We start from the raw sequence: 24,489 nt of genomic DNA, 5'->3' as shown, positions 1-24,489 counted from the left end.
CGCCGAGGGTCAGACGGCGGGAGCCTGCTGCCTGCCGCGGATCAGCCTGCCGGGGCGGGCGTCGGTGGGCGTGCCGTTCTGGGCGATCACCTCACCGGCGACGATGGTGGCGACGTACCCGTCGGCGCGCTGGTCGAGGCGTCGCCCGCCCGCGGGCAGGTCGAACGCGACGGTGGGCTTGTGCAAGGTGAGTGCCGCGGCGTCGATGACGTTGAGGTCGGCCTTGTAGCCGACGGCCAGGCGGCCGCGGTCGCCGAGGCCGGCGACGCGTGCCGGGACCGACGTCAGCTCGCGCACGGCCTCGGCCACCGACAGTCGGCCGGAGGCGCGGTCACGGACCCAATGCGTCAGCATGTACGTGGGAAAGCTTGCATCGCAGATCATTCCGTAGTGGGCGCCACCGTCGCCCAGGCCCAGCACCACGTCGTCGCGGCGGATCAACTCGGCGACCGTGTCCAGCGAGGAGTCGCGGAAGTTGGCCAGGGTGACCAGCAGCATGGCGTGACCGTCGTCGTCGAGCAGTCGGTCGTAGGCCTCCTCCAGGGCGCTGACCCCGCGGGCCCGCGCGCGGGCGGCGATGCTGTCGGCGGGGTCTGGTTCGTAGTTCGGGGGGTCGCCGAGGGGGAAGATCCAGTCGAAGGCCTGGACGGCGAACATCAGCGGATGTCCGTCGCTGGCGGGGCGATCGCCGAGGATGCGTTCGCGCACTTCGGGTTTGCGCATCTCGGCGACGCGACGTTGCAACGGGAGGTCGGCGATCTCCCGGTAGCTGGGGTACATCACGAACGGGTTGCCCGACAGTTCCAGCCCGAGCACCAGCCCGATGGGGCGAGGGAAGATCTGGGCGCACACCGCGCCGCCGTCGGCGTTGGCCTTGTCCACCATGCGCAACGCGTCGAGGTAGAACGGGTCGCCGGCGTTGCCGATCGCCAGCGTGAACGTCACGGGCAGGCCGACGTCGGCGGCGACGTCGAACACGGTCTTGAGCACCGGTTCGTAATCGCCGGCCACCAGGTCGGGCACGAACTGCAGGAGGCCTCCGCCGGCCTCGTCGATGCCGCGGGCGATGGCATCGTATTCGGCCTGCGCCGCACCGTAACTCGGGATGGGCTGGCCGCTCTCGCTCTTGTGGATGGTGAGCTGCGAGGAGGCGAAGCCCAGTGCGCCGGCGCGCACGGCCTCGGCGGCCAGCCGCCGCATCAGCGCGAGGTCCTCGGCGGTCGCCGGTTCCCGCTGGACGCCCCGGTCGCCCATCACGTACACCCGCAACGGCGAGTGCGGCAGCAGCGCGGCCACGTCGATGTCGCGCGGGCGGCCGTCGAGGGCGTCCAGGAACTCCGGGAACGTCTCCCACGTCCACGGGAGACCGTCGACCATCACGACGCCGGGGATGTCCTCGACGCCGGCCATCACGTCCACCAGGACGTCGTGGTCCTCGGCGCGGCACGGGGCGAAGCCGACGCCGCAGTTGCCCATGACGGCCGTGGTCACGCCGTGGGCCGACGACGGCGTCATGCGCTCCGACCAGATGGCCTGCCCGTCGTAGTGCGTGTGCAGGTCGACGAAGCCGGGGGTGACCAGCAGCCCGGTGGCGTCGATCTCGCGGGTGCCTGGGGCGGACACCGTGCCGATCGCGGTGATGACGCCATCGGTGACGGCGACGTCGCCGACGTAGGGGTCGCCGCCCAGCCCGTCGACGATGGTGCCGTTGCGGATGACGAGGTCGACTGCGGTGTCGTGGGTCATGGCCCGAATGTACGACCCGCGAAGTGATGTGCGCCATCGCCGGTTGCCGTCGGTGGCCCGTGCCACGATGCATGGATGATCGATCACTTCGGCATCAACTGTGGCGACTTCGACCGCTCCAAGGAGTTCTACGACGCGGTGCTCGGTGTCCTCGGATACGCGCGGCAGCTGGAATTCGGTCCCGCCGTCGGTTACGGCACCGAGGGGCATCCGGCGTTCTGGATCGCCGACGCGTCGGCGGGAGAGGCTGCCGGGCCCAATCGCGAGGTGCACGTGGCGTTCGCGGCCAAGGACGCCGCGGCGGTGCAGGCGTTCTTCCGCGCGGCGTTGGCCGTGGGCGCCGAGCCGTTGCACGAGCCTCGGCTGTGGCCGGAGTACCACGCGAACTACTACGGGGCGTTCGTGCGGGATCCGGACGGCAACAACGTCGAGGCGGTCTTCCACGGCGGCGGGCCCGAGTGACGACCGGGGGGTAGCTTGGGCCGCATGGCCGAATCCACCGCTGCCGCCGATGCTGCCCGCGAAGTGCTGCGGGACGCCTTCACGCGCCTCGTCGAGCACGTCGACGACCTCACCGACGGGCTCACCGACGAGGTGTCGCTGTACCGCCCGACGCCGACCGCCAACACCATCGCATGGTTGCTCTGGCACAGCGCCCGCGTGCAGGACGCGCAGCTGTGCGACGTCGCGGGGATCGAGCAGGTGTGGCTGCGCGACGGCTGGGTGGACCGGTTCGGCCTGGACCTGCCCCGTGACTCGCACGGGTACGGGCACACGCCCGAACAGGTGGCGAAGGTCAAGGCGTCCGCCGATCTGCTGTCCGGCTACTACCACGCCGTGCACCGGGTGACGCTGGAGTTCGTCGCCGGGGTGACGGTGGCCGACCTCGAGCGCATCGTCGACGAGCGGTGGTCACCGCCGGTGACGGCGAGCGCCCGATTGGTGAGCATCATCGACGACTGCGCGCAGCATCTGGGTCAGGCGGCGTACCTGCGGGGCATCGCGCCCTGAATGGTCGCGTCGCTGATCCGCTGGTGGCCGGTGCTGGGGCTGTCGGTGATGACCCTCTTGGGCCTGGTGGTCGGTACGGGGACGACGCCGCTGGACTCGTGGTTCACCGACGCGGGTACCGAGCACCCGGTGCTGGGCCGGCTGCTGTTCTTCACGGATCCGCGGGTGTTGGCGGTGCTGCTGGGTTCGGCGCTGATGGTGACGCTGGTGCGGCGACGCTGGCTGCTGGCGGTGGTGGCTGCGGTGCTGCCGTTCGTCGGGGTGGCCGGTTCGCGGTTGCTCAAGCACGTCTTCGGCCGGGAGAAGGGCGAGATGCTCGCGCTGGCGTACCCGAGCGGGCACGTGACGACGACGGTCGTCGTGGTGGGCGTGCTGGTGATCGCGCTCGGGTTGCCGACGTGGGCAGTGGTTGCCGCCGCGCTGTGGACGGTGCCGGCGATGCTGGGTCAGGCGTTCACGCATCACTACTTCACCGACACCGTAGGGGCCGTGCTGCTGGCCACGTCCCTGCTGGCGCCGGTGGTCTGGGCCGTCGAACTTGACAGGTGTCAACCCGGCTGCGACGTGCGTCACACCCATGGTTAACATAGGTCCATGACTGCAACCCCGGACGTTCGGACCGGACCCGGTTCCGGAGACGTCGCCACCATCCGCAACCCCGCCACCGGTGCCGTCGCGGGCACCGTGCGCTGGACCGATCCCTCCGACGTCACCCGCATCGCCGCAGGCCTGCGCGCCGCGCAGCGGGAGTGGGAGGCGCGCGGTGCCGCAGGCCGCGCGAAGGTGCTGGCCCGCTACGCCGTGTGGCTGGGCGAGCACCGCGACGAGATCGAGGCGCTGCTGATCCAGGAGACCGGCAAGTCCGCGACCGACGCCGCCCAAGAGGTGCCGCTGCTGCTGATGATCCTGTCGTACTACGTCAAGACCGTGGAGAAGGCGCTCGCCCCGGAGACCCGACCCGCGCCGCTGCCGTTCCTGTCGATCAAGAAGATCGCCGTGCACTACCGGCCCCGCGCCGTCGTCGGGATCATCGCGCCTTGGAACTACCCGGTCGCCAACGCCCTGATGGACGCCATCGGCGCGTTGGCCGCCGGGTGCGCGGTGCTGCTCAAGCCGTCCGAGCGCACGCCGCTCACCGCGGAGGTGCTGCTGCGCGGATGGATCGACTCCGGCGCACCCGAGGTGCTCGCGCTGGCGCAGGGTGCCCGCGAGGTGTCCGAGGCCGTCATCGACAACAGCGACTTCGTGCAGTTCACCGGGTCGTCGGCCACCGGGGTGAAGGTCATGGAGCGCGCCGCCCGCCGACTCGTGCCGGTGAGCCTGGAACTCGGCGGCAAGGACCCCATGATCGTGCTCGACGACGCCGACGTCGAGCTGGCCGCGCACGCCGCGGTGTGGGGCGCGATGTTCAACGCCGGCCAGACGTGCGTCTCGGTGGAGCGGGTCTACGTCATGGAGTCGGTGTACGACCAGTTCGTCGAAGCCGTCGTCCGCGACGTCCGCAGGTTGAAGGTGGGCGCCGGTGAGGGCAACGACTTCGGGGCCATGATCGACGAATCGCAGGTCGCCATCACGGAGCGGCACGTGGCCGACGCGCTGGCCAAGGGCGCCAAGGTCCTCACCGGCGGCAAGCGCGCCACCACCGGCGGCTGCTTCTATCCGCCGACGGTGCTCGTGGACGTCGATCACTCGATGGCGTGCATGACCGAGGAGACGTTCGGCCCCACGCTGCCCATCATGAAGGTGTCCAGCGTGGCCGAGGCCGTGCGCCTCGCCAACGACAGCCCGTACGGGCTGAGTGCCGCGGTGTTCTCCCGCGACGTCGAACGCGCGAAGGACGTTGCGCTGGAACTGGATTGCGGCGCGGTGAACGTCAACGACGTGATCTCCAACCTGATGTGCACCACGGCACCCATGGGCGGCTGGAAGACGTCGGGCATCGGCGCCCGGTTCGGCGGCGTCGACGGCATCCGCAAGTTCTGCAGGCAGGAGACGGTGGTGGTGCCCCGCACCAGCGTCGGGGCGGGCGGCAACTACTACAACAACTCGCTCAAGGCGCTGGCACGGATGAACGCCATGATGACGAAGTTCGCGCTCATCCGGCCCAAGCGCGTCGCGAAGTAGCGCAGCAGCAGGGGTCGGCCGCGGCCACGTTCCGTTCACCTTGCCGTCACCGTCGCGTCCACGGTGGCCGTTACGTTCTGCCGGTGACCCTGGACGCATCCGGCTACATCGTCCGCGACGATGACGATGACGACCCCGAACTGTTGATCCAGCCCAGCGGCGAGGTGGTCGACACCTGGCGCGAGGGCTACCCGTACGACGAGCGCATGCGGCGCGAGGAGTACGAGGAGCAGAAGCGGCTGCTGCAGATCGAGTTGCTCAAGCTGCAGAAGTGGAGCCAGACGCACGGTCACCGGCACGTCATCGTGTTCGAGGGCCGCGACGCGGCGGGCAAGGGCGGCACCATCAAGCGCTTCATGGAGCATCTCAACCCGCGCGGCGCCCGCGTGGTGGCGCTGGAGAAGCCCACCGAGAAGGAACGGTCGCAGTGGTACTTCCAGCGCTACGTCACCCACCTGCCGGCGGCCGGGGAGATCGTGCTGTTCGACCGGTCCTGGTACAACCGCGCCGGCGTGGAGCGCGTCATGGGCTACTGCTCGCCCAAACAGCATGCGGAGTTCATCCGGCAGGCGCCGCTGTTCGAACAGATGCTGGTCAACGACGGCATCAGCCTCACCAAGCTGTGGTTCTCGGTGACGCAGGCCGAGCAGCGCACGCGCTTCACCATCCGACAGGTGGACCCGGTGCGGCAGTGGAAGCTCTCGCCCACCGACCTCGCCTCGTTGGACAAGTGGGACGACTACACGTCGGCGAAGGAAGACATGTTCGCCTGGACCGACACCGAGATCGCGCCGTGGACGGTGGTCAAGAGCAACGACAAGAAGCGCGCCCGCATCAACGCCATGCGCCACGTCCTCGGTAAGTTCGACTACGACAACAAGGACTACGACGTGGTCGGCCATGCCGACCCGCTGATCGTGGGACGCGCGCTCGCGGACTAGCCCGGCAGGCCGGGCCGCGACCGGTCACGGCGCGTCCGGCGGGGAAGGACGGGCCGTGCGGTTCCTGGCGACACTGCTGTCGTGGCTGCTGGCCACCGTGGCGCTGGCCGTCGCGCTGCCCGCGGCGTGGGCGCAGCACACCGTGATCGACCGCGAGGGGTACGCCGCGTTCGCGGCGTCGGCGGCCCGCGAACCGGCCCTGCAGCAGGCCGTCTCGTCGCTGCTGGCCCAGGAGATCGTCACGTACGCGGCCGACAGTTCCTTCGCCGAGTTCGGCGACCTCAACCCGGACCTGGTGCGCAGCGTCACCGATGGCTACACCCAGAACAGCGGGTTCCCCGGCCAGTTCGCCCAGGCGAACCTGATCGCGCACGACTGGATGTTCACCGACACCGTGCGGCGCGACGAGGGCTCCGACGACCGCTGGCTGATCGACGTGGCCCCCATGCTCAAGGATCCGTCGCTGCGGGCGTCGCTGGGCAACCTCAACCTGCAGGTCCCGGACACGCTGACCGTGCCGGTCACGGTGTCCGACACCCGCCTGCGACCCGGCCAACTCACGGCGCTGACGACCTGGGGGCCGTGGGTGAGCGTGGGCACCGCGGTGCTGGCCGGCGCCTTCGCGCTGCTGGTGCTGGCGTCGTCCCGTCGGCGCGGCAAGGGTGTTGCCGCGCTGGGCGTCTCGGCCCTGATCGTGGGCGCAGGCGGATGGGCGGGCATCGAGGTGGGCCGCCGTTACGTCGACCATGCGCTGGACCAGACCTCGGGCGACATGCGGCGCATCGCCGAGGTGCTGGTGGGCCACGCCGTCGCCGACATGCACACGTGGCTGAACGTGACGTTGGCCGCGGGCGCGGCGCTCGTGGTGCTCGGCGCGCTGATGTCGATGCTCGGCGGGGTGCGCAAGCGCACGGTCACCGAGCCGGTGCGCTGACGGACGGATCCGGGTCGCGGCACGGCCGGTAGGCCGCCGGGAGTGCGCGGTCTCAGAGCCGGAACATCTCCCGCGCCATCTCGGCGTCCTCCAACCAACCGCAGTGCGCGGGGTAGTGCGGATGCGGCTCGTGGTGGGCCAGGTGGTGCAGGGTGTCGTGCACGGAGTGCGCGGTCCCGCCCATGGCGTGGGTGGCCAGCCCGGCCAGTGCCGACCACCAGTGCGTCTGAGATGGCGTGGTTTCCGTGCTCGCTGGATCAGGCGGGCGTGCACCGATCGACATGGTGATCAACCCCTTCCCGTGCTGGACGACCCGTGGCAGGAAGCCATCGTCGGCCGGGGCGGGACGAGAGATGCCAGTGCTGCGGTACTGAGGTTTCGGCGTCGCGGCCGTCAGTGATCGTCGAAGGTGTTGGCGCTCAACAGCGCCGCAAGGTCGTCGCGGTTGCTCACACCCGTCTTCGTCATGGCCTTGTAGACGTGACTCTCGACGGTGCGCACCGAGATCACCAGGAGATCCGCGATCTCGCGGTTGGACAGCGATTCGCCGAGCAACGTCACGATCTCGCGCTCCCTGCTGGTCAGGGGTAGCCGGTCGATCGCCTGCCGCAGCGCCGGGGTGCGGGCGCCACCGCACCGCGCCGCCAAGGCCTCGGCGCGCGTCGCGGCGGCCAAACTCGACCCGCGGAGATCGTTGCGGCGGAACGCGATCGCCGAATGTGCGGCGGCATCCGTGGCGGCCACCAGATCGCCCATCGTCTCGAACCCCAGCGACACCTCGAGCAGCTCCGCGGCGTCTCGAGCCGCGAGTGCCTCGGCGAACCGCGCGGCCAGACCCACTCGCGGGCCCTCCACGACACCGTCGAGTTCCCGCAGCCGCCGCGCCGTCGACGCATCACCGAACTGGGTGGCGGTTTGCAGGCACATCACCTCCGCGGCGAATCGTCCTTGGCCGCAGACGCTTCGAGCTGCCGACCGCGTGATGTCGATCGCCTTGCTCACGGCGCCGCGGTTCCCCATCGCCCACGCCTGGGCAATCGCAAGGGTGTAGTCCAGATGCCGCCAACCCGGATGACGGTGCCCCTCCAACAGGCGTAGGGCCGCCATGGCTTCGGCGACGCGACCGCGCATCGCCGACGCGGTCGCCAGCAGCACCTGGTAGCGATAGCGGAACCCGATCACCGCATTCCACCGCGTCACGTCGGTGACGGCCGCCTGCAACGATGCGCAGGCGTCGTCCAGACGCCCGGCACCCAGTGCGGCCAAGCCCCCCACCGCGTCGACGATCTGACCGAACGGCGCACCCGTCGTGACCCCGGCACGCCTGCGGGCCAGGTCCGCGACCACCGCGGCATCCGCGATGCGGCCGGCCAGCAGCAGCGCGTCGACGTGGGCGTCGGAGACGATGACGAACGCGCGCGCCGGTATCGAGTACGCCGATTCGGCTGCGGCGGCCGCCGCGGTGACACGACCGGACTCGCCGTGGGCGACGCTGACGGCCCACGCCGCGAGGCGCGCTTCGACGCCGTCGGGGAGCCGGCCCGTCGTCGCCGTCGACAGATGACGAAGCGCCGCGACGGGATCGCCGAGAGCCGCCCAGTACACACCGAGGAAGGCGTCGAGCAGGATCCGTTCGGCGGGGGTCGCGTGGCCGAGCGCCGACTCGGCGAGTATCTTGGCCGCCCCCGGGTCGCCGAGGGTGAACATGACGTTGACCGCGCGCATGAACGCCAGCCGGGACCGCTGACCGTCGGCGGCGTCGTGGGCCGCCGCCGCCAGCACGGCCTCGGCGTGGTCGCCCTCGCCCAACCAGGACAGCACGAAGCCGCGAATGAGGTGCGACTCGGCACCTCCGCCGGCGCGGATCGCGGCGTCGGCGAGGCGGTCCGCGAGCGGGAGGTCGAGGAGCCACGCGGCGTTCCGCGCCCCGTCGAGCAGCAAGCCGACGTCCGGTGCCAGGTCGGAGTCCAGGCTCAGCGTCGCGCGACGCACCGTCACCCGCATGTCGTCGCGGTCTGGCGACTCGGCCAGTGCGGTCGCCACCAGCCCGCGGAACCGCCGCAACCGGGTCGGTGCGGCGCGCGCCCGCCGCACCTCGCCGTACAGCGGGTGAGCCAGCCGCACCACGTAACCGTCGGCCACGGGCTCGAGCACGATCAGACCGCGGACGTCGGCGATCTCGACGGCGTCCGCCGCGGTGATGTGCGTCAACGCCCGCAGGTCGAGGGGCTCGCCGACGGCGACGACGTCCACCACGTCGTGCACCGCCGCGGGCAGGCCGGCCATCCGCGAGTCGACCGCCTCGACCAATCCCGGCGGCACGACGGGATCACCGGTCCAGCGCCACGCGCCGTCGTGCCGGGCCAGGCGACCCGCGGCGAGTTCGTGTTCCACGATGGTGCGCAGGTAGAGCGGGTTGCCGCGCGTCAGCGACCACAAGCGCCGAACGGTGACCGCATCGACGGGCCCGCGCACCGTCTCGGTCACGAGGTCGGCGGTGTCCGCCTCGTCGAGCGGTTCCACCACCAGGCGGGTGAACTCGCCGACCTTCCACAGTTCGGTCGTGGCGGGCGGGATCGGATCGGTGTCGCGGACGGTCAGCACCACCTTCGCCGAGCGCTGCTGGATCACCTGGTGCACGACGAGGGTCGACAGCTCGTCGAGCAGCGGCGCGTCGTCGACCCCGAGCACGACGTCGTGCGCCGGTGGGGACTCGGTCAACGCCGCGACCACACCCCTCAGCAGCGCGAGCCCGTCGGTGTGCGCCGCCCCGGCCCACGGTGCGAGGGCGCCCAGGGGCAGCGCGCGCGCCGTCGAGGTGCCGACGATCCAGCGGACGACGAATCCCCGCGACCTCGCCGCATCCAGCGCTTCGCGCACGACGCGGCTCTTCCCGACCCCGGACGTGCCGCTGACCACCACCCCGGCGTACGCCGGGTCGGCCAATGCCGCCTCGATGGCTCGCAGCTGCCTCGAGCGGCCGATCAGCGGCCACGTCAAGCGCACACGTCGAGACTAGGAGCGCCGCGGTGACTCGGCCCGAAGATCGCACAACTGGTCCGACGGACTCGGTTCGGTATCGCACTACTGATGCACTGCGGGCGCGTCTGCGCGACGATGCGGCCGCCTGCGACGGCTAGCCCTGGTGGTCCAGTGCCCGATGCAGGAACTCGTAGACGAGCGCGGCCCGGAACGCGGCCTGCTTGTTGTCCGACGCTCCGCCGTGCCCGCCCTCGGTGTTCTCGTAATAGAGCACGCGGTGACCGACAGCCTCCAGCGCCGCGGTCATCTTGCGCGCGTGCCCCGGGTGCACGCGGTCGTCGCGCGTCGAGGTCGTCACGAGCAGCGCCGGGTAGCGGACGTCGGGCGAGACGTTCTGGTACGGCGAGTGATCCGCCATGAACGCCCAGTCGTCGGGATCGTCGGGGTTGCCGTACTCGGCGACCCACGACGCCCCGGCCAGCAACAGGTGGAAGCGCCGCATGTCCAGCAGCGGCACGCTGCACACCAGGGCGCCGAACAGCTCCGGGTAGCGCGTCAGCATGACGCCCATCAGCAACCCGCCGTTGCTGCCGCCCTGCGCGGCCAGCTGCTCCACCGTGGTGACGCCGCGGGTCACCAGATCGGCTGCGACGGCGGCGAAGTCCTCGTAGACCAGATGGCGTCCCTCACGCATCGCCTGCGTGTGCCACGTCGGCCCGTACTCCCCGCCGCCGCGGATGTTGGCCAGCACGTACGTGCCGCCCCGCGTCAGCCAGAGCTTGCCGAGCACCCCGGCATAGGAGGGGGTGTTGGACACCTCGAAGCCGCCGTACCCGCCCAGCAGGGTCTTGCCGGGACCGTCGGCGCCACGGTGGCCGACGACGAAGTACGGCACCTGGGTACCGTCGGCCGAGGTGGCGAAGTGTTGGGTCACCTCGATGTCCGTGGCATCGAAGAACGCTGGGGCGCGCTTGATCTCGACGGGCCGTTGCCCGACGGGGCCCCACCACAGCGTGGACGGCGTGTCGAAGCCGCTGGTGTCCAGGAACACCTCGTCGCCGTACTCGTCGGCCGCGACCACCGAGACGTTGGTGTTGGCGGGCAGGCCCTCGACGGGCTCGGTCGTCCACGGCCCCGGCGTCACCACCTCGACGCGGCTCACCACGTCGCGCAGGGTCACCATCAGCAGGCGGTCGCGCGTCCACGCGTAGTGATCCAGGCTGGTGTGTGCGTCGGGGGTGAACACCACCGTCAGATCCCTTGTGCCCGTGAGGAATTCCTCGTAGCGGGTGGCCACCAACGACCCCGCGGCGTACGTGATGTCGTCGACGGTCCACGCGCTGCGGGGCCGGATCAGCAGCCATTCGCGGTGAATCGAGATGGCCGCGTCGGTGGGGACGTCCAAGCGCAGCAGCTCGCCGTCGCGCAGCTCGAAGCGTTCCCGGTTGAAGAAGTCGGTCGCCCGCGTCACGAGCAGCCGCTCGAACCCCGGGGTGGGGTCGTAACCCGCGCCCACGCTGACGTCGGAAGCCGCACCCTCGAACAGGGTTTCGGCCTCGGCGAGGGGTTGGCCGCGGCGCCACCGCTTGGTCACGCGCGGGTAGCCGGAGTCGGTGAGCGAGCCTGCGCCGAAGTCGGTGCCGACGATGACGGCGTCGGGACCCTCCCAGCCGATGTCGGTCTTGGCCTCGGGCAGGGTGAACCCGTCGTCGACGAACTGCCGTGTGCGCATGTCGAATTCGCGCACCACCGTGGCGTCGGCACCGCCGCGGGACAGGCTGATCAGCGCCAGCTCGTGCCCGGGTTCGATGACGTCGGCGCCGGCCCACACCCAGTTCTCGCCGTCGGCGGTGGCCAACGCGTCGACGTCGATCACGACGTCCCATTCCGGCTCGTCGGTGCGGTAGCTCTCCAGCGTGGTCCGGCGCCACAGCCCCCGCGGGTTCGCGGCGTCGCGCCAGAAGTCGTACAGGTACTCGCCGCGGCGGCGCACGTAGGGGATGCGGGCGTCGGTGTCCAAGATCGCCAGGGCCTCGGTGCGCAACTGCTCGAACCGGTCGCCCGACAGCTCGGCCAGCGTGGGTTCGTTGTGCTCGTGCACCCACGCCAGTGCCGCGTCGCCGGTGACGTCTTCGAGCCAGAGGTGCGGGTCGTCGGAAGTGCGCTCGTCGTTCACGGGACCCATTGTGCGTTCACGGGGCCCCATGTGTGTTCCAGGGACCAGGTGTGTTCCAGGGACCATGTGTGTTCCAGGGACCATGTGCGTTCCAGGGACCCATCGTGGCGGCCGGACTAACCTGGAGCGATGGGAGCACCCAGTCGAGCACTGATCACCGAGGCCGCCGCCGCCCTGCTGCGCCGACTCCAGGACCGCCACGGCGAGCTGATGTTCCATCAGTCGGGCGGCTGCTGCGATGGCTCGTCGCCGATGTGCTACCCGCTGGGTGACTTCATCGTCGGCGACCGCGACGTCCTGCTCGCAGTGCTCGACGTGGGCGACGGCGTCCCGGTGTGGATCTCCGGCCCCCAGTTCGAGGCGTGGCGGCACACGCAGCTCGTCATCGACGTGGTGCCCGGCCGCGGCGGGGGTTTCAGCCTCGAATCGCCGGAGGGCATGCGGTTCCTGTCGCGCGGCCGGGCGTTCACGCCCCAGGAGCTGGCCGACCTCGACGCGCACCCGCCCGTGACGGGTGCCGCCTACGAGGCCGGGGCCCGGCCCGCCGACACCGGCTCCCACGTCGTCGCCTCGGCCGTCGACGCCTGCCCGATTCCCGTGGGGCGTGCCGCCCAGGGATGACGCGGTGCGCGGTTTACCGTGAAGGGGTGATCCCGCTCCCGCGGCCGTGGCTACTGACCAGCGCGATGCTCGTCGGCGTCGCCGCGGGACTGCTCGCGGGCCTCGCCTCGGCACTGTTCCTCGACATCAACCTGCGCCCGGAGGCCGTCGTCGGTCTCGTGGTCGGCGTGCCCGGGGTGCTGGGCACCCTGGTGGTGCTGCTGTCCGGACGACGGTGGATGACCACGCTCGGGGTGCTGGTGTTGGCGGTGGCGCCCGGGTGGATCGGCGCGCTGGTGGCCCTGCGGGCGGTGTCCGGTGGCTGAGCGCGAGGACCACGAACCGGCCACCGAGAACTGGACCCCGCTGTTCGACACGGGCGCCGTGCAGGCGCAGCCCATCACCGCCACCGAGCCCGTCGCACCCCCGTCGCACCCCATCCCCGCCTTCGCCCCTCCCGAGGTGGTGCCCGGCACCTACCAGTACGTCCGCCGCTGGCTGTTCGCCCTGCTGCTCGTGGTGGTGTGGGCGGTGACGGGCGTGGGTGGCGCCGCGCTGCACGAATGGTGGCGCGCCGCCGCGACGTCCCAGACCAGCACGACGCCCCTGTTCGTCGTGCTGGTCTACCTCGTCGTCGCCGGGCTCGCGGCCCTGCTGCTCACCCTGGTGCCGCACCGCCCCACGGTGTCGGCGTTGGCCATCGCCGTGATGTCCTCCCCGCTGGGCGCCGTCGCCGGCGCCGCCCTGATGTATGGTGCTGCCCACTTCGGGTGGTTCGGCCGCTAGCGCTGCCCGTCCGGCTACTAGGCTGGGGTCGTGACTCACTATGACGTCGTCGTAATCGGAGCGGGTCCCGGCGGGTACGTCGCGGCCATCCGCGCCGCCCAGCTCGGACTGAACACCGCCATCGTCGAACCCAAGTACTGGGGTGGCGTCTGCCTCAACGTGGGCTGCATCCCGTCCAAGGCCTTGCTGCGCAACGCCGAGATCGCCCACATCTTCACCAAGGAAGCCAAGCAGTTCGGCATCAGCGGGGACGTCTCGTTCGACTACGGCGCCGCGTTCGATCGCAGCCGCAAGGTCGCCGAGGGTCGCGTCGCCGGCGTGCACTTCCTGATGAAGAAGAACAAGATCACCGAGATCCACGGTTACGGCAAGTTCGTCGACGATCACACCGTGTCCGTCGACCTGAACGACGGCGGCACCGAGACGCTGACGTTCGACAACGCCATCATCGCCACCGGCGCGCACACGAAGCTGGTGCCCGGCACGAAGCTGAGCAAGAACGTCATCACCTACGAAGAGCAGATCATGGAGCGCGATCTGCCGGGCTCGATCGTGATCGCCGGCGCCGGCGCCATCGGCATGGAGTTCGCCTACGTGATGAGGAACTACGGCGTCGACGTCACCATCGTCGAGTTCCTGCCCCGGGCGTTGCCCAACGAGGACGCCGAGATCTCCAAGGAGATCGAGAAGCAGTACAAGAAGCTGGGCGTCAAGATCCTCACCGGCACCAAGGTCGAGTCGATCACCGACGACGAAGCCGACGGCACCGTGGTGGTCAAGATCAGCAAGGACGGCAAGTCCGACGAGCTGAAGGCCGACAAGGTCATGCAGGCCATCGGCTTCGTGCCCAACGTCGACGGCTACGACCTGAAGAAGACCGGTGTGGAACTCACCGAGCGCGGCGGCATCGCCATCGACGACTACATGCGCACCAACAAGCCGCACATCTACGCCATCGGCGACGTCACCGGCAAGCTGCAGCTGGCCCACGTCGCCGAGGCCATGGGCGTGGTGGCCGCCGAGACCATCGCCGGCGCCGAGACGCTGCCGTTGGGCGACTACCGGATGATGCCGCGCGCCACGTTCTGCCAGCCGCAGGTCGCCAGCTTCGGCCTCACCGAGGAGCAGGCGCGCGCCGAGGGCTACGACGTCAAGGTCGCCAAGTTCCCGTTCACCGCCAACGGCAAGGCCCACGGCGTCGGGGACCCGAGCGGCTTCGTGAAGCTGATCGCCGACGCCACGCACGGCGAGTTGCTGGGCGGGCACCTCATCGGCCACGACGTCTCGGAGCTGCTGCCCGAACTCACGCTGGCGCAGAAGTGGGACCTCACGGTCAACGAGTTGGCGCGCAACGTGCACACCCACCCGACGCTGTCCGAGGCGTTGCAGGAGGGCTTCCACGGCCTCGCCGGCCACATGATCAACTTCTGATCCCCGCACGGTGAGGTCTGTAGTCGTCGCCGGGATCGGCGGGCTCGTGATCGGCCACGCGCTGTGGCTGATCGCGATCTCGCTGGCCACCGACGCCGTCGACGTGAGCACGTGGGTGCTGGTGGTCTCGGCGGTGTGTCTCGTGGCGGCCGTCGCGGCGGGGCTGGCGGGCAGACACTTCCACCGTCGCAAGGCCTACGCCAAGGCGTGGTTCCTGTGGTGTCTGCCGGTGACGCCGGTGCTGTTCTCGATCGTGGTGCTGGGCGTTACGTACCTCTGACGGTCCTAGTCCGGGAAGTCCAGCGGGATCCGCAGCGTCGCCATGGTGGCGGCCAGCCCGTCGTATTGGCTTGCCAGCATGCAGAATTCGATCAGCTGCTTCTTGGTGAGCAGTACCGAGAGCGCCTTCCAGGTCTCGTCGGACATCGACCGGGTGACCACGAATTCGTCGGTGGCGGTGAGCAGTACGCGCTGGCGTTGCGTCAACCCCGCGGCGTCGGGTCCCTCGAAGATCCTGGCCTGGGTGGCCGCGTCGACACCGCGGCTGCGGGCCAGCCTGCGGTGCTGCTGCAGTTCGTACTCGCAATTGCGCAGATGCCCGACGCGCAGGATCACCAACTCGGCCTCGGCCTTGGGTAGCTTGCCCGCACCGAGCAGGATGCCCGAGTAGGGCAGCCATGCCAGGAACAGCAGGTGATGCTGGCCCACGACGTTGAACAACGCGAATCGCGGCGCCCGGATGAACCGTGCCCCCAACTTGGCGATGATCCAGTTGAGGGGTCCCAGTTGACGCAGACCTCCGGGCTGGATGCGGGCGGGGCTGGTCTGGTCCTGGGGAGCGCTCACGCTTGCCGAGTCTAGGGATTCTTCACCAGGTATGGGGAGACCGTGCTGCGGTGCTCGTCGATGTCGAGCGCGCGGCCCAGCGCGGGGAAGGCGCGTTGCGGGCAGTCGTCGCGCTCGCACACGCGACAGCCCGCCCCGATGGGGGTGGCGATGTCGCTGGACAGGTCGAGGCCTTGCGAGTACACCAGCCGGTGCGCGTGTCTCACCTCGCAGCCCAACCCGATGGCGAACGTCTTGCCCGGCTGGCCGTAGCGCGAGGCGCGGCGCTCGACGGTGCGCGCCACCCACATGTAGTTGCGGCCGTCGGGCATCTGCGCCAACTGCACGCCGATCTTGCCGGGGCTCGCGAACGTCTCGTAGACGTTCCACAACGGGCAGGTGCCGCCGCTGGACGAGAAGTGGAACCCCGTGGCGGACTGGCGCTTCGACATGTTGCCCGCGCGATCGACCCGGACGAACGACAGCGGCACGCCGCGCATCGACGGCCGCTGCAGTGTCGAGAGCCGGTGGGCGATGGTCTCGTAGCTCACCGCGTAGAAGGCCGACAGCCGCTCGACGTCGTAGCGGAAGTCCTCGGCGACGTCGTGGAACTGCCGATAGGGCAGCACCGTCGCCGCGGCGAAGTAGTTGGCCAACCCCAGCCGTGCGAGCTTGCGGGACTCTTCGCTGGTGAACATGCCCTCGTCGACCAGGGCGTCGATCAGCTCGCCGAACTCCAGGTACGCCAGTTCGGCGGCGAGCCGGAACACGTGTTGGCCCGACGACAGGTGATGCCCCAATGCCAGGGTCCTGGTCTCGGGATCGTAGCGGTGCATGACGTTGTCGCCGAGGTCGGCGCGCGTGATCCGCACGTTGTGCACCCGGGTCAGGCGGTCGGTCAGGTCGCGGGCCATGTCGCCGCGCTGCATGCGCATGCGGATGGTCAGGTCCTCTGCGGCGGAGTCCAGTTCGTGAAGGTAGTTCTGCCGCTGATAGAAGAAGTCGCGCACTTCCTCGTGGGGCATCGTGATGGCGCCGGTGCCGCTGCCGTCGGCGTGTCGGTTCTCCGTCACCGCCGCCAGCTGGGTGGTGGCCAGCCGGTAGCGCTGGTGCAGGTTCACCAGTGCGCGGGCCACCGTGGGATGCGCCCGCACGATGTCGGCCACCTCGGCCTGGTCGACGTCGACGCCGACGTCGCGGTCCAGCGTCACCTCGCGCAGCTCGGCGACCAGGCGGGTGTCGTCCTGGGAGGCGAAGAACGTCGCGTCGACGCCGAAGACCTCGGTGATGCGCAGGAGCACCGGCACCGTCAAGGGCCGTACGTCGTGTTCGATCTGATTCAGGTAGCTGGGGGAGATGCCGAGCATCTGGGCCAGCGCGGCCTGGCTGAAGCCGCGCTCGCCGCGCAGCTGGCGCACCCTGGAGCCGACGTACGTCTTGGCCACCCCTGCACGATACCCACTCGTGAAGATTGCGAAGGCAAGCTTCGCAGGGTCCGGCGGTCTGCTCGACGTCCATCCTGGGCGAGCGCTGCCAGCGAGCATGGCAGGATCGGTTGCCGTGAGTCTCGCCAAGACGATGATGCCGGTGCCCGATCCGCACCCCGACGTCTTCGACGTGCAGTGGCCGCTGCGGGTCGCCGACGTCGACCGTCACGGCAGGCTCAAGTTCGATGCCGCCACGCGCCACATCCAGGACATCGGGTCCGATCAGCTGCGCCAGATGGGCTTCCAGGACACCCACCCGCTGTGGATCGTGCGCCGCACGATGATCGACATGATCCGACCCATCGAGTTCCAGGACATGCTGCGGCTGCGACGCTGGTGTTCGGGCACGTCGAACCGGTGGTGCGAGATGCGCGTGCGCATCGACGGCCGCAAGGGCGGCCTGGTGGAGTCCGAGGCGTTCTGGATCAACATCAACCGCGAGACGCAGGGCCCGGCCCGCATCTCCGACGACTTCCTGTCCGGACTGCGCCGGACCACCGACGTCGACCGGTTGCGCTGGAAGGCCTACCTCAAGGCCGGCGCCCGCGAGGATGCCGAACACGTGCGGGAGTACCCCGTGCGGGTCAGCGACATCGACATCTTCGACCACATGAACAACTCGGTGTACTGGTCGGTGGTGGAGGACTACCTGCACTCGCAGCCCGAGCTGATGGCGGCCCCGCTGCGCGTCACCATCGAGCACGATCTCCCGGTGGCGCTGGGAGACAAGCTCGAGATCCTGCGGCACGTCTACCCGGCGGGGTCCACCGACGCGTTCGGATCGGAGCTCTCCGACCGGACCGTGACCACCCTCACATACGTCGTGGGTGACGAAACCAAGGCCGTCGCGAGCATCTTCGCGCTGTAGCCGCCGTTTAACAGTACGAGCGTACTGACCAGCGAAAACCCGTTACCCCGCGGTAACTTCTGAACCGGTTCAGCACAGGGCGTTCTTCGCAAACTTCGCAATATGCTCGTACTGCTTGGCGAAAATTGGCAAGCGAAACGGGTGGACCTGCATGTATGTGCTGTGTCAATCTCGAAACAGCGCAGCAGTGAAGCTGCGACGGCGTTAACAAGATCGAGAATCGGATCGAGCCCGCGACGCCGTCGAGAGATAGGTGAGGAGACACCGCATGTCCACCGTCGGCACGCCCAAGAGCCCCGAACAGATCCAGCACGACTGGGACAACAACCCCCGCTGGAAGGGCATCACGCGTACGTACAGCCCGGAAGACGTCGTCGCCCTGCAGGGCCACGTGGTCGAGGAGAACACCCTCGCCCGCCGCGGCGCCGAGGTGCTGTGGGACCAGCTGCACACCATGGACTTCGTCAACTCGCTCGGCGCGCTGACCGGCAACATGGCCGTGCAGCAGGTGCGCGCGGGCCTCAAGGCCATCTACCTGTCGGGCTGGCAGGTCGCCGGTGACGCCAACCTCTCCGGCCACACCTACCCCGACCAGAGCCTCTACCCGGCCAACTCGGTGCCGCAGGTGGTGCGCCGCATCAACAACGCGCTGCTGCGCGCCGACCAGATCGCCAAGGTCGAGGGCGACACCTCGGTCGAGAACTGGCTGGCCCCCATCGTCGCCGACGGTGAGGCCGGTTTCGGTGGCGCGCTCAACGTCTACGAGCTGCAGAAGGCCATGATCGCCGCCGGCGTCGCGGGGTCGCACTGGGAGGACCAGCTGGCGTCGGAGAAGAAGTGTGGCCACCTCGGTGGCAAGGTGCTCATCCCCACCCAGCAGCACATCCGCACGCTGACCTCGGCCCGCCTGGCCGCCGACGTCGCCGACGTCCCCACCCTGGTGATCGCGCGCACCGACGCCGAGGCCGCCACGCTCATCACCTCCGACGTCGACGAGCGCGACCAGCCGTTCATCACCGGTGACCGCACCGCCGAGGGCTTCTACCGCGTGAAGAACGGCCTCGAGCCCTGCATCGCCCGCGCCAAGGCCTACGCGCCGTACTCCGACCTGATCTGGATGGAGACCGGCACGCCGGACCTGGAGCTGGCCAAGAAGTTCGCCGAGGGCGTCAAGGCCGAGTTCCCCGACCAGATGCTGGCCTACAACTGCTCGCCGTCGTTCAACTGGAAGCAGCACCTCGACGACGCGACCATCGCGAAGTTCCAGAAGGAACTGGGCGCCATGGGCTTCAAGTTCCAGTTCATCACCCTCGCGGGCTTCCACGCCCTCAACTACTCGATGTTCGATCTGGCCTACGGCTACGCCCGCAACCAGATGAGCGCCTACGTCGAGCTGCAGGAGCGCGAGTTCGCCGCCGAGGAGCGCGGTTACACCGCCACGAAGCACCAGCGCGAGGTCGGCGCCGGCTACTTCGACCGGATCGCCACCACCGTGGATCCCACCTCGTCGACCACCGCGCTCGCGGGTTCGACCGAAGAGGGTCAGTTCCACTGAGCCACTAGCCTGCGCGAGCAGACGCACATGGGCCCTGAAATCCAGCATTTCAGGGCCCTTTGCGTCTGCTCGTCAGGCATGAAGTAGAAAGTGTGAGCGTGAGCATTGAGCGAGTCGGCGTCGTCGGCGCCGGGCAGATGGGCGGCGGCATCGCCGAGGTGTGCGCCAAGGCGGGGGCCGACGTACGGCTGTACGAGCCCACCGAGGACCTCGTCACCGCGGGCCGGAACCGCATCGAGGCGTCGCTGCAGCGCGCCGTCGGCAAGGGCAAGCTCTCGGAGGCCGACCGCGATGCCGCGCTCGGGCGCATCAGCGTCACCACCGACCTCGCCGACCTCGCCGACCGCCAGTTGGTGATCGAGGCCATCGTCGAGGACGAAACCGTCAAGACCAAGGTCTTCGCCCAACTCGACGAGGTGATCACCGACCCCGATGCCGTGCTGGCGTCGAACACCTCCAGCATCCCGATCATGAAGATCGCGGCGGCCACGAAGAACCCGAGCCGGGTGCTGGGCCTGCACTTCTTCAACCCGGTGCCGGTGCTGCCGCTCGTTGAGGTGGTCAACACGCTCGTCACCTCCTCCGACGCCGTCGCACGCACGGTGGCGTTCGCCGGTGAGGTGCTGGGCAAGAAGGTGGTGCGCTGCGGTGACCGCTCCGGCTTCATCGTCAACGCCCTCCTGGTGCCGTACCTGCTGTCGGCGATCCGAATGGCCGACGCCGGCGTCGCGACGGTCGAGGACATCGACACCGCCGTCGTCGCGGGGCTCTCGCATCCGATGGGTCCGCTGCGCCTGTCCGACCTCATCGGCCTGGACACCATGAAGCTCATCGCCGACTCGATGTACGACGAGTACAACGACCCGAGCTACGCCGCGCCGCCGCTGCTCAAGCGCATGGTGGAGGCCGGTCAGCTGGGCAAGAAGTCGGGCCGGGGCTTCTACTCCTACTAGCGCCGGCACGACGGTTGGTGACCGATCCTGCCGGATTCACGTCAACAACCGTCGTCTCGGTGGGCGGAACGGAACCTGGGGGGCCCGCCGTGCGCCTAATGGGGTGTGGGGGACATCGTCAGGGCGTCGGATGCGCTCGCAGCCGGCATCGTGACACGCAACGACCTGCGGCTGCGCTACGCGAAGGTGCATCGCAACGTGTACGTCCGACGCGGCGTACAACTGACTGCCCGAGATCGCGCGGAGGCCGCGTGGCTGTGGTCGGGCCGACAGGCCGTGCTCGTCGGGAACTCGGCGGCCGTCCTGCACGGGGTCGGCTGCGTCGGCGCCGACGAGCCGGCGGAACTGGGGCGCCTGCGTCACGCGGCGCCGCCCGAGATCATCGTGCGCAGCGGGGCGATCGCCCCCGACGAGCTGACGACCATCCGCGGAATGCCGTGTACGACGGTCGCCCGCACGGCTTTCGACCTGGGGCGGCGGTGCGGTCGGGAGACGGGGATCATCCGAGTCGACGCGCTGCTCCACGCCTCCCGCGTCGACGTGGCCGCCGTCAGCGAGGTCGCGAATCGCTACCCGGGCGCTCGCGACGTCACCAGGCTGCGGCGAGCGCTGGACCTGGTGGATGCGGGCGCCGAATCGCCGCAGGAGACGCGGCTGCGGCTGGTGCTCGTCGACGGCGGGCTGCCGCGACCGGAGACGCAGATTCCGGTGCGCGACGACGCCGGGCGGGTGGTCCGCCGCATCGACATGGGGTGGAGCCGATACCAGGTGGGCGTGGAGTACGACGGTGAGCAGCACTTCACCACTGCGGCCGACTACGAGAACGACATCGACCGACTCGAATTCCTCGCGGCGCGGGGTTGGGTGATCGTGCGGGTGGCCGCGCGACACCTGCGACTGCATCGCCAGGAGGTGCTGCGCCGGACGGCTGGCGCGCTCGTCGGAGCCGGGATGCCCTTCGCCGAACTGCCGCCGAGACTACGGAAGGTGACGTGAATCCGGCGAGATCCGTCATCTTCCGTCGTCTCGGCGGGCGTCACGCCTGCGCCAGCCGCTCCTTCTCCGCCTCGACGTCGAAATCGGCCGGGGGCCAAGCCAAGTCGAGTTCCTTGAGGGCCTCGATCAGCAGCTCCAGGATGGCCAGTCGGGAGTACCACTTGCGGTCGCACGGGATGACGTGCCACGGCGCGTGGTCGGTGGACGTGCGATCCAGCATGGCCTGGTAGGCCTCCTGGTACTTGGGCCACAGCAGCCGCTCGTCGATGTCTGCCGGGTTGTACTTCCAGTACTTGTCCGGCCGATCGAGCCGCTCGGCGAGGCGCTTCTTCTGTTCGTCGAGCGAGACGAACATCGCGACCTTGACGATGCTGGTGCCGGCGTCGACGAGTTCGCGTTCGAAGGCGTTGATCTCGTCGTAGCGGGTGCCCCACACGTCCGGCGGCACCAGGTCGTGTACGCGCACGATCAGCACGTCCTCGTAGTGCGAGCGGTCGAACACGCCGATGTGACCCGGGTCGGGCAGGGCCTTGCGGATCCGCCACAGGTAGTGGTTGGCCAGTTCCTCGGCGGTGGGCTTGCCGAAGCTGTGGTACTGGATGCCTTGCGGATTGCCCGCTCCGACAACGTGTTTGACGATGCCACCCTTGCCTGCGGTGTCCATGCCCTGCAGCACCAGCAGCACCGAGCGGTGGTCGCCACCGCGGCTGCTGGCGTACAGCATCTCCTGCAGGCCGGCGAAGCGAACGTTTCGTTCGGCCTGGATCTCGGGGGCATCGGCCTTGGTGCCCTTGAACCCCGGGGTGGCGCCGGCGTCGATGTCGGCCACCCGGTCGCCGGGCGAGAACATCAGGTGGTGGTGCGGCTCGTGCGTCCACTGGGCGGGCAGGTCGGAGGTGCTCACCCGGTCAGTCAAGCAAATGTCGCGGCAGCACCGGGGACGGATGCGGCATCGCGTTGAACTCCGCCAGCGAGCCGCCCACCTCGACGATGCCGCGCAGCGCGTTCCACGACAGCATGGTCAAGTAGTCGATGAGTTCGTCGGACGTCATCCTGGGGTTGGACATCCAGGAGTGCGTGGCCAGTTGCACGCCGCCGACGGTGTGGAACGCCCATGGCTCGGCGCCGCCGGTGTCCATGCCCACCGCCGCCATCCGCCTGCGCAGCATGACGGCGAGCATCCGCGCGATGATCTGCTCGGAGTTGGCGACGGCCTTGTTCTTGCTCGCTGAGCTGTTGGCCATCACGAAGCGGTAGGGCTCGGGCTCGGCGGCGACGGTGTCGACGTAGACCCGGATGACCTCGCGGGTCAGGGCGAAGCCGTCGAGGTTCGACGACAGGGCTGCGGCCATGTTGGGGATGAGCGTGGTCTGGGCGAAGCGCATCATCACCGCGGTGGTGAGGTCGTTCTTGTCGACGAAGTAGCGGTAGAGCACGGTCTTGGACACCCCGATCTCGGCGGCGATCTCGTCCATGCTGACGTTGCTGCCCCGGTGGCGGATGGCTTCGAGGGTGCCGTCGACCAATTCGTTGCGCCGGTCCACCTTGTGTTGGTGCCAGCGCCGCTTGCGGCCGTCGCTCTTCGCGTTCCGCGCGGACGTCTGCTGTGCCACTGTCGGGGAGTTCCATTCGTTCAGGTCGCCATCGATGATACGGGGAGTAGCTGTTACCGGCCTCACGGGACGGTTCAATCCGGTCGCCGTGGGGGAACATGGAAAGGTGATCACGCCGCAACCCACGACTGCCGAGCCTGCGCCGCGCCGTAGCTTCGCGGAGTCGTTCGCTGGAGCCGACCATGCCGCCGACGCCGAGCGGCGCCGTGCGCTGCGCCGGATGAAGGCGGTGGCGCTGGGTTTCCTGCTGGGCGCCACCGTGATCTTCCTGGTCTGCACGTGGCTGCAGGCGCGCGGCGACGCGGCCGCCTGGGTGGGGTACGTGCGCGCTGCGGCCGAGGCAGGCATGGTGGGTGCGCTGGCGGACTGGTTTGCCGTCACGGCGCTCTTCAAGCATCCGCTGGGCATTCCGATCCCGCACACCGCGATCATCAAGCGCAAGAAGGACCAGCTGGGCGAGGGTCTGGGCACGTTCGTCCGGGAGAACTTCATGTCCGCCGAGGTCATCGAGACCAAGGTGCGCGACGCCGACGTGGCGTCGCGGACGGGCAAGTGGCTGTGTGACTCCCGCAATGCCGAGCGCGTGGCGGCCGAGGCGTCGACCGCGCTGCGGGTACTGGTGGAGATGCTGCGCGACGAGGACGTCCAGCAGCTGCTGGACCGCATGATCGTCAAGCGCGTCGCCGAGCCGCAGTGGGGGCCGCCGATCGGGCGGGTGCTGACGTCGCTGCTGGAGGAGGACCGGCAGGAGGCGTTGTTGCAGCTGCTGGCCGACCGGGCCTTCGAGTGGTCGCTCAACGCGGGCGACACCATCGAGCGCGTGATCTCCCGGGATTCGCCGACGTGGTCGCCGCGCTGGGTCGACAACCTGGTGGGGGATCGCATCCACCGTGAGCTGATGGACTTCACGGACAAGGTGCGGCGCAACCCGGACCACGAGCTGCGGCGGTCGGCCACGCGGTTCTTGTTCGAGTTCGCCGACGACCTGCAGAACGACGACGCGACGATCGCGCGGGCCGAGCGGGTGAAGGACCAGCTGATGGCCCGTGACGAGGTGGCTCGCGCGGCCGAGACGGCGTGGGGTGCGGCCAAGCGGATCATCTTGGAGTCGGTGGAGGATCCGGATTCGGCGCTGCGCACCCGGATCGCCGACACCGTGATCCGGGTGGGGGAGTCGTTGCGCGACGACGCCGACCTGCGGGACAAGGTGGACAACTGGGTGGTCCGCGGTGCGCGGCACCTCGTCGACCAGTATGGGACCGAGATCACAGCGATCATCACCGACACCATCGAGCGTTGGGATGCCGACGAGGCCAGCCGTCGCATCGAGTTGCACGTCGGTCGTGACCTGCAGTTCATCCGCATCAACGGCACGGTGGTGGGTGCCTTCGCCGGGCTGGTCATCTACTCGATAGCGCAACTAGTGTTCTGACCTGCGCTAGCTAGCGCTTGCAAAAGTTA

Annotated in this window: 24 protein-coding genes; 16 read left to right on the top strand and 8 right to left on the bottom strand. The window is 69.3% G+C overall.

The genetic code is table 11. From position 1 onward, the window contains the following. Positions 1–9: 9 nt before the first annotated feature. Entirely contained in the window at positions 10–1,746 is a 1,737-nt protein-coding gene (locus AC30CM_RS01475; RefSeq protein ID WP_490115026.1) for an N-acyl-D-amino-acid deacylase family protein, read from the bottom strand. A 75-nt stretch (positions 1,747–1,821) separates the two neighbouring features. Between AC30CM_RS01475 and AC30CM_RS01470 the strand changes: the two genes are divergently transcribed. The 6 genes from AC30CM_RS01470 (at position 1,822) to AC30CM_RS01445 (ending at position 6,756) form a co-directional block, all read left to right on the top strand. Then, complete coding sequence (locus AC30CM_RS01470; RefSeq protein ID WP_490115025.1) at positions 1,822–2,208, top strand: VOC family protein; 387 nt, start codon at positions 1,822–1,824, stop codon at positions 2,206–2,208. 24 nt (positions 2,209–2,232) lie between these two features. Further along, the gene (locus tag AC30CM_RS01465; RefSeq protein ID WP_490115024.1) at positions 2,233–2,757 is read left to right on the top strand and encodes a mycothiol transferase; all 525 of its coding nucleotides are present in this window, start codon (positions 2,233–2,235) and stop codon (positions 2,755–2,757) included. Next, positions 2,758–3,342, top strand: a complete 585-nt coding sequence (locus AC30CM_RS01460; protein WP_490115023.1) for a phosphatase PAP2 family protein — start codon at positions 2,758–2,760, stop codon at positions 3,340–3,342. Positions 3,343–3,351: 9 nt separating this feature from the next. Beyond that, positions 3,352–4,881, top strand: a complete 1,530-nt coding sequence (locus AC30CM_RS01455) for an aldehyde dehydrogenase family protein (RefSeq protein WP_490115022.1) — start codon at positions 3,352–3,354, stop codon at positions 4,879–4,881. Between the two features lie 83 nt (positions 4,882–4,964). Continuing rightward, on the top strand, positions 4,965–5,822 hold the full coding sequence (ppk2, locus tag AC30CM_RS01450; protein WP_490115021.1) for a polyphosphate kinase 2: 858 nt from the start codon (positions 4,965–4,967) through the stop codon (positions 5,820–5,822). A gap of 55 nt (positions 5,823–5,877) precedes the next feature. Beyond that, positions 5,878–6,756, top strand: a complete 879-nt coding sequence (locus AC30CM_RS01445) for a hypothetical protein (RefSeq protein WP_490115020.1) — start codon at positions 5,878–5,880, stop codon at positions 6,754–6,756. A gap of 52 nt (positions 6,757–6,808) precedes the next feature. On the opposite strand, the gene AC30CM_RS01440 is transcribed toward AC30CM_RS01445, so the two are convergent. The 3 genes from AC30CM_RS01440 to AC30CM_RS01430 all read right to left on the bottom strand — a co-directional run bounded on the left by AC30CM_RS01440 (position 6,809) and on the right by AC30CM_RS01430 (position 11,923). After that, a complete protein-coding gene (locus tag AC30CM_RS01440; protein WP_490115019.1) occupies positions 6,809–7,039 on the bottom strand; it encodes a hypothetical protein in 231 nt (76 codons plus the stop codon). A gap of 110 nt (positions 7,040–7,149) precedes the next feature. After that, on the bottom strand, positions 7,150–9,762 hold the full coding sequence (locus tag AC30CM_RS01435) for a helix-turn-helix transcriptional regulator (protein WP_490115018.1): 2,613 nt from the start codon (positions 9,760–9,762) through the stop codon (positions 7,150–7,152). A gap of 130 nt (positions 9,763–9,892) precedes the next feature. Beyond that, the gene (locus AC30CM_RS01430) at positions 9,893–11,923 is read right to left on the bottom strand and encodes a prolyl oligopeptidase family serine peptidase (RefSeq protein WP_490115017.1); all 2,031 of its coding nucleotides are present in this window, start codon (positions 11,921–11,923) and stop codon (positions 9,893–9,895) included. A 120-nt stretch (positions 11,924–12,043) separates the two neighbouring features. Between AC30CM_RS01430 and AC30CM_RS01425 the strand changes: the two genes are divergently transcribed. Genes AC30CM_RS01425 through AC30CM_RS01405 form a run of 5 tightly spaced genes read left to right on the top strand, consistent with a single transcriptional unit; the run spans position 12,044 to position 15,011 of the window. Next, complete coding sequence (locus tag AC30CM_RS01425; protein WP_490115016.1) at positions 12,044–12,535, top strand: DUF779 domain-containing protein; 492 nt, start codon at positions 12,044–12,046, stop codon at positions 12,533–12,535. 26 nt (positions 12,536–12,561) lie between these two features. Continuing rightward, the gene (locus AC30CM_RS01420; protein WP_490115015.1) at positions 12,562–12,840 is read left to right on the top strand and encodes a putative holin; all 279 of its coding nucleotides are present in this window, start codon (positions 12,562–12,564) and stop codon (positions 12,838–12,840) included. Next, entirely contained in the window at positions 12,833–13,300 is a 468-nt protein-coding gene (locus AC30CM_RS01415) for a hypothetical protein (RefSeq protein WP_490115014.1), read from the top strand. The genes AC30CM_RS01420 and AC30CM_RS01415 overlap by 8 nt, the downstream gene beginning before the upstream one ends. A gap of 30 nt (positions 13,301–13,330) precedes the next feature. Beyond that, positions 13,331–14,731, top strand: coding sequence for a dihydrolipoyl dehydrogenase (gene lpdA / locus AC30CM_RS01410; RefSeq protein ID WP_490115013.1), 1,401 nt, complete (start codon positions 13,331–13,333; stop codon positions 14,729–14,731). Between the two features lie 10 nt (positions 14,732–14,741). Next, a complete protein-coding gene (locus AC30CM_RS01405) occupies positions 14,742–15,011 on the top strand; it encodes a hypothetical protein (protein ID WP_490115012.1) in 270 nt (89 codons plus the stop codon). 5 nt (positions 15,012–15,016) lie between these two features. Here AC30CM_RS01405 and AC30CM_RS01400 read toward each other — a convergent pair whose 3' ends face one another. Together AC30CM_RS01400 and ramB are read right to left on the bottom strand one after the other, a co-directional pair. Continuing rightward, on the bottom strand, positions 15,017–15,577 hold the full coding sequence (locus AC30CM_RS01400; RefSeq protein WP_490115011.1) for a carboxymuconolactone decarboxylase family protein: 561 nt from the start codon (positions 15,575–15,577) through the stop codon (positions 15,017–15,019). Positions 15,578–15,588: 11 nt separating this feature from the next. Next, positions 15,589–17,001 carry an acetate metabolism transcriptional regulator RamB gene (gene ramB, locus AC30CM_RS01395; RefSeq protein WP_490115010.1) on the bottom strand — a complete coding sequence of 471 codons (1,413 nt, stop codon included), beginning with the start codon at positions 16,999–17,001 and terminating at the stop codon, positions 15,589–15,591. Between the two features lie 115 nt (positions 17,002–17,116). Between ramB and AC30CM_RS01390 the strand changes: the two genes are divergently transcribed. From AC30CM_RS01390 to AC30CM_RS01375, 4 genes are all read left to right on the top strand, one after another. After that, the gene (locus AC30CM_RS01390) at positions 17,117–17,911 is read left to right on the top strand and encodes an acyl-ACP thioesterase domain-containing protein (RefSeq protein WP_490115009.1); all 795 of its coding nucleotides are present in this window, start codon (positions 17,117–17,119) and stop codon (positions 17,909–17,911) included. 268 nt (positions 17,912–18,179) lie between these two features. Next, positions 18,180–19,466, top strand: a complete 1,287-nt coding sequence (gene aceA / locus AC30CM_RS01385; protein WP_490115008.1) for an isocitrate lyase — start codon at positions 18,180–18,182, stop codon at positions 19,464–19,466. A gap of 98 nt (positions 19,467–19,564) precedes the next feature. Next, positions 19,565–20,419, top strand: a complete 855-nt coding sequence (locus tag AC30CM_RS01380) for a 3-hydroxybutyryl-CoA dehydrogenase (RefSeq protein WP_490115007.1) — start codon at positions 19,565–19,567, stop codon at positions 20,417–20,419. A gap of 105 nt (positions 20,420–20,524) precedes the next feature. Continuing rightward, positions 20,525–21,415 (top strand): type IV toxin-antitoxin system AbiEi family antitoxin, encoded by an 891-nt coding sequence (locus AC30CM_RS01375; RefSeq protein WP_490115006.1) that lies wholly within the window; start codon positions 20,525–20,527, stop codon positions 21,413–21,415. 40 nt (positions 21,416–21,455) lie between these two features. Here AC30CM_RS01375 and AC30CM_RS01370 read toward each other — a convergent pair whose 3' ends face one another. Both AC30CM_RS01370 and AC30CM_RS01365 read right to left on the bottom strand, forming a co-directional pair. After that, a complete protein-coding gene (locus AC30CM_RS01370) occupies positions 21,456–22,265 on the bottom strand; it encodes a polyphosphate kinase 2 family protein (protein WP_490115051.1) in 810 nt (269 codons plus the stop codon). Positions 22,266–22,323: 58 nt separating this feature from the next. Continuing rightward, positions 22,324–23,028, bottom strand: coding sequence for a TetR/AcrR family transcriptional regulator (locus AC30CM_RS01365; RefSeq protein WP_490115005.1), 705 nt, complete (start codon positions 23,026–23,028; stop codon positions 22,324–22,326). A 106-nt stretch (positions 23,029–23,134) separates the two neighbouring features. On the opposite strand from AC30CM_RS01365, the gene AC30CM_RS01360 reads away from it, so the two are divergent. Next, positions 23,135–24,460, top strand: coding sequence for a DUF445 domain-containing protein (locus AC30CM_RS01360; RefSeq protein WP_490115004.1), 1,326 nt, complete (start codon positions 23,135–23,137; stop codon positions 24,458–24,460). Positions 24,461–24,489 lie beyond the last annotated feature (29 nt).

It is taken from the genome of Mycobacterium sp. DHQP2018-32-09, from assembly GCF_058148405.1.
The sequence above is the reverse complement of the archived record's forward strand: the minus strand, read 5'-3'. Positions and strand labels throughout refer to the sequence as shown.

Coding starts and splice junctions, on each gene's coding strand:
- aceA (WP_490115008.1), top strand. CDS start 18,180: ATGTCCACCGTCGGCACGCCCAAGAGCCCCGAACAGATCCAGCACGAC.
- AC30CM_RS01475 (WP_490115026.1), bottom strand. CDS start 1,746: ATGACCCACGACACCGCAGTCGACCTCGTCATCCGCAACGGCACCATC.
- AC30CM_RS01455 (WP_490115022.1), top strand. CDS start 3,352: ATGACTGCAACCCCGGACGTTCGGACCGGACCCGGTTCCGGAGACGTC.
- AC30CM_RS01425 (WP_490115016.1), top strand. CDS start 12,044: ATGGGAGCACCCAGTCGAGCACTGATCACCGAGGCCGCCGCCGCCCTG.
- AC30CM_RS01465 (WP_490115024.1), top strand. CDS start 2,233: ATGGCCGAATCCACCGCTGCCGCCGATGCTGCCCGCGAAGTGCTGCGG.
- AC30CM_RS01440 (WP_490115019.1), bottom strand. CDS start 7,039: ATGTCGATCGGTGCACGCCCGCCTGATCCAGCGAGCACGGAAACCACG.
- AC30CM_RS01460 (WP_490115023.1), top strand. CDS start 2,758: ATGGTCGCGTCGCTGATCCGCTGGTGGCCGGTGCTGGGGCTGTCGGTG.
- AC30CM_RS01430 (WP_490115017.1), bottom strand. CDS start 11,923: ATGGGTCCCGTGAACGACGAGCGCACTTCCGACGACCCGCACCTCTGG.
- AC30CM_RS01470 (WP_490115025.1), top strand. CDS start 1,822: ATGATCGATCACTTCGGCATCAACTGTGGCGACTTCGACCGCTCCAAG.
- AC30CM_RS01370 (WP_490115051.1), bottom strand. CDS start 22,265: ATGTTCTCGCCCGGCGACCGGGTGGCCGACATCGACGCCGGCGCCACC.